This is a genomic window from Actinocorallia aurantiaca (genome assembly GCF_039533685.1).
GTDB classification, from domain to species: Bacteria; Actinomycetota; Actinomycetes; order Streptosporangiales; family Streptosporangiaceae; genus Actinocorallia; species Actinocorallia aurantiaca.
The window spans coordinates 6660-16675 of sequence record NZ_BAAATZ010000019.1; the positions used below are offsets into that span (position 1 = coordinate 6660).

Annotated in this window: 9 protein-coding genes and 1 pseudogene; 7 read left to right on the forward strand and 3 right to left on the reverse strand. The window is 71.1% G+C overall.

Features of this window, described 5'->3' with window-relative positions; genetic code table 11:
- The 3 genes and pseudogenes from ABD327_RS22115 to ABD327_RS22125 form a co-directional block, all read left to right on the forward strand.
- Nucleotides 1-483, forward strand: a pseudogene (locus ABD327_RS22115) (hypothetical protein); the annotation flags it as partial.
- A gap of 214 nt (nucleotides 484-697) precedes the next feature.
- A complete protein-coding gene (locus ABD327_RS22120; RefSeq protein WP_344452505.1) occupies nucleotides 698-1594 on the forward strand; it encodes an Lrp/AsnC family transcriptional regulator in 897 nt (298 codons plus the stop codon).
- A gap of 109 nt (nucleotides 1595-1703) precedes the next feature.
- Entirely contained in the window at nucleotides 1704-2561 is an 858-nt protein-coding gene (locus ABD327_RS22125; RefSeq protein ID WP_344452506.1) for a LysR family transcriptional regulator, read from the forward strand.
- Between the two features lie 22 nt (nucleotides 2562-2583).
- Here ABD327_RS22125 and folP read toward each other — a convergent pair whose 3' ends face one another.
- Nucleotides 2584-3432 carry a dihydropteroate synthase gene (gene folP, locus ABD327_RS22130; RefSeq protein WP_344452507.1) on the reverse strand — a complete coding sequence of 283 codons (849 nt, stop codon included), beginning with the start codon at nucleotides 3430-3432 and terminating at the stop codon, nucleotides 2584-2586.
- Nucleotides 3433-3596: 164 nt separating this feature from the next.
- Between folP and ABD327_RS22135 the strand changes: the two genes are divergently transcribed.
- Both ABD327_RS22135 and ABD327_RS22140 read left to right on the forward strand, forming a co-directional pair.
- The gene (locus ABD327_RS22135; protein WP_425547178.1) at nucleotides 3597-4685 is read left to right on the forward strand and encodes a GDP-mannose 4,6-dehydratase; all 1089 of its coding nucleotides are present in this window, start codon (nucleotides 3597-3599) and stop codon (nucleotides 4683-4685) included.
- Between the two features lie 82 nt (nucleotides 4686-4767).
- Complete coding sequence (locus ABD327_RS22140) at nucleotides 4768-6777, forward strand: CehA/McbA family metallohydrolase (RefSeq protein ID WP_344452508.1); 2010 nt, start codon at nucleotides 4768-4770, stop codon at nucleotides 6775-6777.
- Here the strand turns inward: ABD327_RS22140 and ABD327_RS22145 are convergent.
- Nucleotides 6767-7927 carry an RtcB family protein gene (locus ABD327_RS22145; RefSeq protein WP_344452822.1) on the reverse strand — a complete coding sequence of 387 codons (1161 nt, stop codon included), beginning with the start codon at nucleotides 7925-7927 and terminating at the stop codon, nucleotides 6767-6769. The two genes, ABD327_RS22140 and ABD327_RS22145, sit on opposite strands and share 11 nt — an antisense overlap.
- A gap of 139 nt (nucleotides 7928-8066) precedes the next feature.
- On the reverse strand, nucleotides 8067-8585 hold the full coding sequence (locus ABD327_RS22150) for a PaaI family thioesterase (protein ID WP_344452509.1): 519 nt from the start codon (nucleotides 8583-8585) through the stop codon (nucleotides 8067-8069).
- A gap of 270 nt (nucleotides 8586-8855) precedes the next feature.
- Here ABD327_RS22150 and ABD327_RS22155 point away from each other — a divergent pair, with 270 nt between their 5' ends.
- The gene (locus ABD327_RS22155; RefSeq protein ID WP_344452510.1) at nucleotides 8856-9434 is read left to right on the forward strand and encodes a hypothetical protein; all 579 of its coding nucleotides are present in this window, start codon (nucleotides 8856-8858) and stop codon (nucleotides 9432-9434) included.
- Nucleotides 9435-9470: 36 nt separating this feature from the next.
- A complete protein-coding gene (locus ABD327_RS22160; protein ID WP_344452511.1) occupies nucleotides 9471-10016 on the forward strand; it encodes a CGNR zinc finger domain-containing protein in 546 nt (181 codons plus the stop codon).

The following is a 10016-nucleotide window of genomic DNA, read 5'->3' on the forward strand; positions in this document are numbered from 1 at the left end:
GCCCTGGAGCTGTGGCGGGGGCCCGCCTACGCGGAGTTCGCCGAGGCCGGGTTCGCCGTGCCGGAGGCGGCCCGGCGCCTGGTGGAGCTGTGCGACAGGCTGCCCCTGACGGTGCGCGCGGCCGCCGCGCGTCTGGCGGGCAAGCCGCACTGGCGGCTGGCCGACCTGGTGTTCCGGCTGGCGGACGAGGACCGGCGCCTGGGCGAGCTGGCGCACGGCGACCTGGACGTCCGTCCGGGGCTGGCGGCCAGTCACGCAGGGTTGTCGGCGCGGGCACGGCGCGTGTTCGCGCGGCTCGCGGACGGCTCTTTCGACCGGGAGGAGCCGGACGATCTGCTGGAGGAACTCGTCGATGCGCGCCTTCTGGAGGTGGTCAGGTGCGAGGACAGCGGACGGATGCGCTTCCGGCCCCCCGGTCTGGTCCGTTGTTTCGCCCGTGAGCTGACCTCCAGGACAGAAGTAAGAAATGCCACCGATGGCTGAAGCGGATTTTCAGTGCTGTTCCACTGTGCGAAGCGAGGTCTCCACCATTTTTTCGGATACCCCCTGCTCGGAAGCGACCGCTTCGACGGCAGTGGAACGGGACAAACACGAGCAAGATCAAAATTTCCCACGAACGGTCGGAAAATGTAAGGATCTTGCAACACCCTCTTCAAGGTCCGACCGGCCTCGAACCCCCACGACAGGAGGACTCCCCTTGCTGGATGCAGTGGACTCCGTGCTGGTCCGCGAGCTCCAGCGGGACGGCCGGGCGACGTTCCAGGCTCTCGCCGATCGCGTCGGGCTCTCTCGCACGGCCGTCAGGGCCCGGGTACAAGGGCTGCTCGAAGACGGCATCGTCCGTGTGGTGGGCATCGTGCACGCCAGGGTCATCGGTGCCGGCGCGGTCGGCCACCTGACCGTGACCAGTGCCGGACCCGCTCGCGACGTCGCCCTGGAGCTGGCCAGGCAGCCCGCCATCTGCTTCGCCGGCCTGACCACCGGCCCGCATGCCGTCGTCGCCGAGGCCCGCGCCCGCGACGACGAGGCGCTCGCCTCCGTAGTCGACGACATCAGACGGCTGAAGGGGGTCGCCTCCGTGGAGGTGTTCCGCTCGGTCGACGTGGTCAAGGACGCCCACTCGGTGGTGCGCCCGCTCGGCGAGGTCGTGCTCGACGACATCGACTGGCGCCTGCTGCAGGAGCTGCAGCGGGACGGCCGCGCCCCCTACACCCGGCTCGCCGGGATCATCGGACTCTCCCAGGCGGCCACCAGGGCGCGCGTGGTGCGGCTGATGCGCTCGGGGGTCATCCAGGTGACGGGTCTGGCCGCTCCGGCGGCCCTGGGCAACCTGGAGCTCGCCGCGTTCGGCGTGGCGGCCGGCTCCGCGGTCCGCGAGGTGGCCCGGGCGCTGGGGGCGCTGGACGCGGTGCGCTACCTGTCGTCGGGCTTCGGCAGGTTCGACCTCGTAGGGCGGATCGAGGCGGGCTCGGCGGCGGCGCTGGTCGACGCGCTGGACACCGTGCGGGCGGTGGAGGGGGTGCGGGAGCTCGACTCCTGGCACGTGCTCGACATCGTGAAGGAGTCCTACGCCGCGGACCTCCCCGACAGGTAGGCGGGCGGGCGCCCCGCCGACCGTGGTCAATCGTCAACGTAACTAGTTACAACCGGTGACTTTCCGGCATGTACCAGCTACGAGGCCGCGGTTGCCATACCGTCGGAGCATGAATCTGCGGCAGTTGCGCTATGTCGTGGCCACCGCCGACCACGGCACCATGACGTCGGCGGCACAGGCGCTCTACGTCGCCCAGCCCGCGCTCTCCCGAGCCGTGCGGGAGCTGGAGCGCGAACTGGGGGCGGAGCTCTTCGCCCGGTCCGGCCGGGGGGTGGTGCTGACCGCCGTGGGGGAGCAGGTGGTGCGCCAGGCCCGGATCGCGCTGGGGGCGGTCGACGCGATCGAGGCGGTGACCAGGGGCAGCGGCAGGGGTTCGGAGCTGCGCATCGCGGCGACCGCCACGCTGGAGCCCGAGCTGACCGGCAGGCTGCTGCCGCGCTTCGCCCGGGACCAGCCCGCCGTCCGGGTCAGGGTGGTGCGCTGCGAGGGCAGGGAGGCGGTCGGCGCGGCGGTCCGCGCCGGCCGGGCCGACCTGGCGGTGACGGACCTGCCCGTCCCCGGAGACCTGGCGGCCCACCCGCTGGAGCAGCGGGAGGTGGTGCTGGTCTCGGCGCCCGCGCTCAAGCTGCGCGATCCGGTGCCGCTGGCGGCGCTGGACGGGCTGCGCCTCATCATGCCGACCCGGGGCACCGCCCGGCGGGCCGAACTCGACGCCATGCTGGCGCGGATCGGCGCGAAGGCGGTGGTGGCGGTGGAGTCGGACGAGCGCAGCTCCTGGCCCGGCTGGGTGCGGGCGGGCCGCGGCTCCCTGCTGTGGTACCGCAACCAGATCGAGGACACCGACGGCCTGGTGGTGCGGTCGCTGATCCCGCCGATCACCCGCACGATCGGGCTGGTGCACGCCCACCGGAACCTCACTCCGGTGGCCCGCGAGTTCCTGGCCTACGCCAAGGAGCACACCGGCTGAGGGCGGGGACGGGCGGCGGCGGTCAGCCCCCGCCGCGCAGGGCGGCCACCCGCCCCAGCGCCCGCCGCGCCCCGGCCACGTCGTGCACCCGGAAGACCCGGGCGCCCAGCCAGGCCGAGACGCCCAGCACGGCCATCGTGCCCACGCCCCGCTTGTCCACGGGGCGGCCGAGCGTCTCGCCGATGAAGTCCTTGTTGGACACCGCCACCAGCACGGGCCAGCCGGTGGCGGCCAGCTCTCCGAGCCTGCGGCTGATCTCCAGCGACTGCCGGGTGTTCTTGCCGAAGTCGTGGGCGGGGTCGATGAGGATGCCGTCGCGGCGCACGCCCAGGGCCAGGGCCCGTTCGGCCTCGCCCGTCACGTGCGCGACCACCTCGGCGACCACGTCGTCGTAGCCGACGCGGTGCGGCCGGGTGCGGGGGGCCTGCCGTCCGGCGTGGGCGCAGACCAGGCCCAGCCCGTGCTCGGCGGCGACCGCGGCCAGTTCCGGGTCGGGGCCGCCCCAGGTGTCGTTCAGCAGGTCCGCCCCGGCCCTGGCGACCGCGTCGCCGACCTCCGCGCGCCAGGTGTCCACGCTGATGACGACGCCGGGGTGGCGTTCGCGCACGGCGGCGACGGTGTCGACGACCCGCCTCAGCTCCTCCGCGACGTCCACGTCGTCCCCGGGGCCGGCCTTCACCCCGCCGATGTCGATGATGTCGGCGCCCTCGGCGACGGCCCGGTCGACCGCGGCCATCGCGGCGGCGAAGGTGTAGGTGGCCCCACGGTCGAAGAAGGAGTCGGGGGTCCGGTTCAGCACCGCCATGATCGAGTATCCGTCCAGGTCACGCCCGCCCAGGCGGAGCGGGGCCGTGCTCCCGTCGCCGTTCATCGCTGCTCCCCGAAGTGGTGTCTTCCGATCTTCAGAGGGTCACACAGATGCGCGCGGGTGGCCAACCGGGGACCCCGGCGTCGAATCTCATTCTGCTCAGAGTCGACCCCGGACTACTCAGGAGTATCTATGTGTGGATAACCTCGTCTTTCACACGTTTTATTGTGTTTGTTCCAGATAGGCCGTGCCTACGGGTACATCAAAGGGGGGTTCCGCTGACCAGGCGAGCGCTCATCACCGGCATCACCGGCCAAGACGGCTCCTACCTCGCCGAGGATCTGCTCGAGCAGGGCTACGAGGTCTGGGGGCTGGTGCGCGGGCAGGCCAACCCCCATGTGGCGAGGCTGCGCAAGCACATCGGCGACGTGCAGATCATCACGGGTGATCTGCTGGACCAGGGATCTCTCATCTCCGCCGTCGAACAGGTCCAGCCCGACGAGGTCTACAACCTCGGCGCGATCTCCTACGTGCCGATGTCCTGGCAGCAGGCGGAGCTGACCGCGGAGGTCACCGGCATGGGCCCGCTGCGCGTGCTGGAGGCCATCCGGGTCGTCAGCGGGATCAGCGCGTCCCGCACCACCGAGCCCCGGGCCCAGATCCGCTTCTACCAGGCCTCGTCCTCGGAGATGTTCGGCCAGGTCAGGGAGACCCCGCAGAGCGAACTGACGCCGTTCCACCCGCGCAGCCCGTACGGGGTCGCCAAGACCTACGGGCACTTCATCACCCAGAACTACCGCGAGTCCTACGGGATGTTCGCGGTGAGCGGCATCCTGTTCAACCACGAGTCGCCCCGGCGCGGCGCGGAGTTCGTCACCCGCAAGGTGAGCCTCGGCGTCGCCCGGATCAAGCTGGGGCTCGCCACGGAGCTGCGGCTGGGCAACCTCGACGCGCGCAGGGACTGGGGCTTCGCCGGGGACTACGCCAAGGCGATGCGGATGATGCTCACCACGGACCGGCCCGAGGACTACGTGATCGGCACCGGCGTCACCCGGTCGGTGCGCGAGCTGGTGGAGCTGGCCTTCGCGACCGTCGGGCTGAACTGGGAGGACCACGTCGTCCTCGACTCCAAGTACACCCGGCCCGCCGAGGTCGACCTGCTGTGCGCCGACCCCAAGAAGGCGCGCGAGCAGCTCGGCTGGGAGCCCGAGGTCACGTTCGAGGAGCTGGTGGCGATGATGGTCGAGTCCGACCTGGCGCTGCTGTCCTTCTCCAACCGGCCCGAAGAGGAGCCCTTCAGTCCCGACCACTGGTGAGAGTGGAAGGTTCCTGATACCCCGGTGGCCCCCATCGGCCACCGGCTTGTCCCCCTGCGGAGCGCTCCTTCAGCGTGGGGGGATGTGCAACGATCATGAACTCCCCCCGCTCGTGGCCCGGACACTGGACGCCTACCGCGCCGTCGTCGCCGAGAAAGGCGCGAACTGGGGGGAGTCCACCCGGTCGCTCTACGGCCCGCTCGTGCCCTATCTGAGGTTCGTGCGGCACACCGAACTGCTGGCCGGGCCGGTCGCCGCGGCACTGGCCGAAGGCAGGTCGCCGACCGAGGCGGTCGACGGCGCGGTCGAGGGCGACCTGGACGCGGCGTTCCGGGACGCCCTGCGCGGACGGGTCCCCGACGGGGTGGTCGTGCTGCGGCTCACCCCGGAGGGGCCGCGGTTCCTGGGCTCGGGGAACGTCCAGCCGGTCCTGCGCGGAGAGGCGCTGGAGCACCTGCTGCTGGTGGAGTCGCAGGTGGACGCCGAGGTGTCGGTGCAGCCCTTCGGCACCGTGCGGCCGGGCGGATGCGCGGTCTGGGAGACCAGGCTCGGCGCCGACCCCGAGTTCCTCCTCGTGGACGGCGAGGCCGTGGAGTTCCCGGCCGTCGTCCGGGAGGCGGAGACCGCCACTTTGCGGTTGCGCTCGCCGGCCATGTGCCGCTGGTCGGTGCTCAGCCCCGAGGGGCGCGGCTGGTTCCCCGAGGGCGCGCTGCGCAAATGGGACGCCCGCGGCCGCGCCTACTTCCACGCCGAGGAGGCGATCCTGGACGTTCCTGCGGGTGAGTTGGAAGTCGTCGCGGCCAGGGGGATGGACCACGGGGTCCGGCGGGCCGCGGTCGTTCTGGAACCCGGCGGGGAACTCGTGGTCGAACTGGACCCCGGCCGGTCGCGCGACCCGGCGGCGGACGGCTGGTACGGGGGAGACCTGCACCTGCACCTCAACTTCGCGGGCGACCAGGTGGCGGGACCCATGGAGGCCTCCCTCATGCAAAGGGGCGAGGCGCTGCACATGATGAACCTGCTGGCCGCCAACGCCACGACCTCCTTCGTCTACGACCGGGAGGCGTTCACCGAATGGCTCGGCCGGGACCTGCCCTGGTCCACCGCGGAACTGGTCGCCCGCATGGGCACGGAGTACCGCAACGACCTGCTCGGCCATTTCGCGGCCTTCGGCCCGCTGTCCGAACCATCCCGGTACTACGCTGGACATGCCGAATCGGATGCGCCTGCGGATTCGCCGCCCAACGCCCATATGTGTGCCGAACTGCGCCGCAGGGGAGCCGTCGTCATCTGGGCGCACCCCCTGACCGCGGACGCCGAGGACCCCCTGGACGTGCTGTTCGGCTGGGGGAGCCGCTCCTGCGAGGCCCGCGAGCTGGTGGTCGACGCGGCACTGGGCCTGGTCGACGGGCTGGACGTGCTCAACCACCTGTCCTGCACCGGCACCGCCCGGATCTACCGGCGGCTGCTGGGCGCGGGCGTCCGGCTCGCGGCCACCGCCGGCACGGACGTGATGCTCTCCTACAGCCGGTTGAGCACCTATTCGAACCCACCGGGATGGGCCCGGGTCTACGCCCGCCTCGACGGCCCTCTGAGCGTCCCGGCGTTCCAGGAGGCGATCCGGGCCGGACGCACCTTCGCCACCAACGGGCCCTGGCTGACCCTGGAGGCCGACGGGCAGGGACCTGGCGCGCTGCTGGACGTCGAACCCGGCCGGACCGTGCGGGTCGTCGCCACCGTCACCGGAGCGGACCGGATACGGGTCTACGACGCCCGGGGAGTCGTCGCCGAGGGAGCGGACGGGGTGGACTTCGCCTACAGGGTGCGCGAACCCACCTACCTGGTGGCCGAGGCCGACGGAGAGGCGCTCCCCGACGACCTAGACCCCCGGGGGCGCTACGCGCACACCAGCCCCGTCCAGCTCACCGTCTCCGGCCGCTCCGTCGCCCGGCAGGAGGACCTGAACTGGTGCCTGGAATGGCTGGACCGGCTCGAGGCCCTGATCCGGGAACACGGCACGGACCCCGACCTCTCCCTGTTCGACCTGCTGGAGCAGGCCAGGGCCCGCTACCGCTCCCGGCTCAGCCCTTGATGCAGACGAGCTGCCGCAGATGGGCGACGACCTCCACGAGGTCGCCCTGGGCCTCGACGACCGACTCCAGGTCCTTGTAGGCGCCGGGGATCTCGTCCAGGACACCGGAGTCCTTGCGGCACTCCACGCCCCGCGTCTGCTCCTCCAGGTCCTCTACGGTGAAGCGCTTGCGCGCCTGGGTGCGGCTCATCCTGCGTCCCGCGCCGTGCGAGGCGGAGTTGAACGACTCCTCGTTGCCGAGCCCCCGCACGATGTACGTGCCGGTCGCCATCGAACCCGGGATGATGCCCAGGTCGCCCCGGCCCGCGCGGATCGCGCCCTTGCGGGTGACGATGACGTCCACGTCGCCGTAGGTCTCCTCCGCCACGTAGTTGTGGTGGCAGGAGATCGGCTCGTCCCACCCGACCCGGCGGTCGGCGAAGAAGCCGCTGACGGCGTTGACGGTGAGCGCGAGCATCACCGCCCGGTTGCGCCGGGCGTACTCCTGCGCCCAGTACAGGTCCCGGCGGTAGGCGTCCATCTCCTCGGTCCCGGTCAGGAACACCGCCAGGTCCGGGTCGGGCAGATCCTGGTTGTGCGGCAGTTTCCGGGCGGCCTCGATGTGGTGCTGCGCCAGCTCGTTCCCGATTCCCCGGGAACCGGAGTGGAGAACCACCCAGATCGATCCGGAGACGTCGGCGCACAGTTCCCAGAAATGGTTCCCCGAACCCAGTGAGCCCATCTGTGATCTGGCCTTGCCGAATTTCTCGGACCTGCCGCGGACGGCCGGGTGCAGTTCCTCGAAACCCTTCCAGAACTCGTACCAGCCGCGTTCGCGCAGCCCCCGCACGCCCGACGGGTCGACCGGGGTGCGGTGCGAGCCCCGGCCCACCGGCAGGACCTTCTCGACCTTCGAGCGCAGCCGCCCCAGGTCGTCGGGAAGGTCCTCCAAGGTCAGGTCGCTGCGCACCGCGGTCATGCCGCAGCCGATGTCCACCCCCACCGCCGCGGGGGAGACCGCCTCGCGCATCGCGATGACGGAGCCGACCGTCGCGCCCTTGCCGTAGTGCACGTCGGGCATGACGGCCAGCCCGTGGACCCACGGGAGGCCCGCCACGTTCCTCAATTGGTCGAGCGCCTTTTCCTCGACCTCGGCGGGATCGGCCCACATCCGGATCGGAACGGTGCCGCCCGGCAGCACATGAAAGAACAACACCGGCTCCTCGTCTTCGTCTCCTGCGGTATGCCGGGACCATGGAGCCACATTCGGCGGTGGTCGATCAAACCATTTTATCCGGATCGCGGAGGATTCACAGGTCGGGGTCGTGCGGCTGGGCGCCGTCCATCGGGCGCAGCGCCTGGCGCTGCGGGACGATCATCATCGAGAAGTCCGCGGTGGCGACGATGCGGTCCTCGGGGTCGGTGACCCGGCACTCCACGATGACCAGCTGGCGGCCGACCTTGATGACCTCGGCCCGGGCGTGGACCACGTCGCCGTTGGGGCGGCCGAGGTAGCGCACGTGGAGGTCGGCGGTGACGAGGCTCTGCTCGCCGCGCTTGAAGTTGCTGCCCCGGGCGGCGGCGGTGCCGGCCGCCACGTCGATGAGGGTGGCGATCGCCCCGCCGTGCAGGTTGGCCGTGCTGTTGAAGGCCTCCTCGCGGACGGGCATCGACAGCACCGCGTGCCGCTCGCCGATCTCCACGATCTCCAGGGCCAGCAGATGGTGCAGGGGGGTGTTGCGGCGTAGCTCCGTGCGGATGAACTCCTGGTCCGCCTCGGGAAGGTCCGAGACCCGGATGGTGCCGCCGGGCGGTGTCTGCTCGCTCATATCCTGCTTCCCTCCGTCCCCGGTGACCCGTGGGAGGACCATTATCGACAGCGGTCGTACCGGCTCAACACCCCGGGGCGGGCATGGGATGATGCGGTGTCCTCCGAGCAGGCCCCGTCACCGGGGGCGGAGGGTGACCATCCGTGCTCATCCGTTCACTGGTTGATGCCGGAACTACCCGAAGTTCATCGTGGCCTTCCGCCACGTGATAAACCAAAGAGCGCCAACCGCGGGTTGTTGGCCGCAAGGAAGAAAAGGCGGAGGTGGCTGGTGCCGAAGAGGCACGCGCTCGACGGGGCGACGGCGGCGATGAACGCCGCTTCTCAGGTGCTCGCCGTCCGGGGCAAAGCCGAACCCCAGGAGTTCGACAACGCGGACGTGCAATGGGCGATGCGGGCCCGTGAGGGAGTCTGGGCCCCGACCCGGGACAAGCAGCGCATCCACGTGTCGCTCGACTGCGCGGCCGGAGATCGCGCGGCGACGGTGCTGCGGCCGAGCCTGCGGGTGTTCGCGGGGGTGGACGTCGACACCGACATCGTCGCCCAGACGCTCTCCGACGGCATCCGCCTGGTGACGGTCGTGCACGGCCCCGAGGCGCCGACGTTCTTCCGCTTCCCGGTCTCGCTGCCCGAGGGCCTGGCCCTGGAGGCGATGCCGTCCGGCGGGTTCGACGTGGTCAACCTCCGCTACGGCGCGACGGTCGGCCGTTTCTACAGCCCGTGGGCCTGCGACTCGCTCTTCCGCCCGATCCAGGCGCGCTACGAACTCGACGGCAACGCGATCGTGATGAGAATTCCGCATGAAGGCGCCGCATATCCCGTGGTGGCCGATCCTCATTACTCCATATGAGCCATGTGAATCGCATGTGCGGTTAAACTCGGCCGCATGATTTTCACCCATGACACCGAGCACGCCCTCGGCATCATGGTGGATCTGGTCAACGGCGCCGCCGACGGCGGGGACCTCCTGTCCGACCTGGACGCGCTGCGCGGCTTCGTGGCGTCCTCCCGGATGAGCGGGGTGCCGCCCGTGGAGGAGCAGGACCTGGCGCGGATGAGGCGGCTTCGCGGCCTCTTCCGCGAGATCTTCCTCGCGCCGGATCCGGCGAGCGCGGTGCCGCTGGTCAACGGGCTGCTCGACCGGGTCCGGACCACCCCCCACCTGACGGACCACGACGGCTACGACTGGCACGTGCACTTCTTCGCGCCGGGGAGCCGGGTGGGCGAGCACCTGGCCGTCGAGTGCGGCATGGCCCTGGCGTACGTGGTGGCGGCGGGGGAGCTGGACAGGCTGCGCCCGTGCGCGGCGGAGGACTGCGACCGCGTCCTGGTCGACCTCTCCCGAAACCGCTGCCGCCGGTTCTGCGACAGCAGGACGTGCGGCAACCGCGCCCATGTCGCCGCCTACCGGGCCCGGCGCCGCGCGGTGTGA

Excerpts from the sequence above, each read along its gene's own strand:
- folP (WP_344452507.1), bottom strand. The coding sequence starts at position 3,432 with ATGAACGGCGACGGGAGCACGGCCCCGCTCCGCCTGGGCGGGCGTGAC.
- ABD327_RS22140 (WP_344452508.1), top strand. The coding sequence starts at position 4,768 with ATGTGCAACGATCATGAACTCCCCCCGCTCGTGGCCCGGACACTGGAC.
- ABD327_RS22150 (WP_344452509.1), bottom strand. The coding sequence starts at position 8,585 with ATGAGCGAGCAGACACCGCCCGGCGGCACCATCCGGGTCTCGGACCTT.
- ABD327_RS22160 (WP_344452511.1), top strand. The coding sequence starts at position 9,471 with ATGATTTTCACCCATGACACCGAGCACGCCCTCGGCATCATGGTGGAT.
- ABD327_RS22145 (WP_344452822.1), bottom strand. The coding sequence starts at position 7,927 with ATGTGGGCCGATCCCGCCGAGGTCGAGGAAAAGGCGCTCGACCAATTG.
- ABD327_RS22125 (WP_344452506.1), top strand. The coding sequence starts at position 1,704 with ATGAATCTGCGGCAGTTGCGCTATGTCGTGGCCACCGCCGACCACGGC.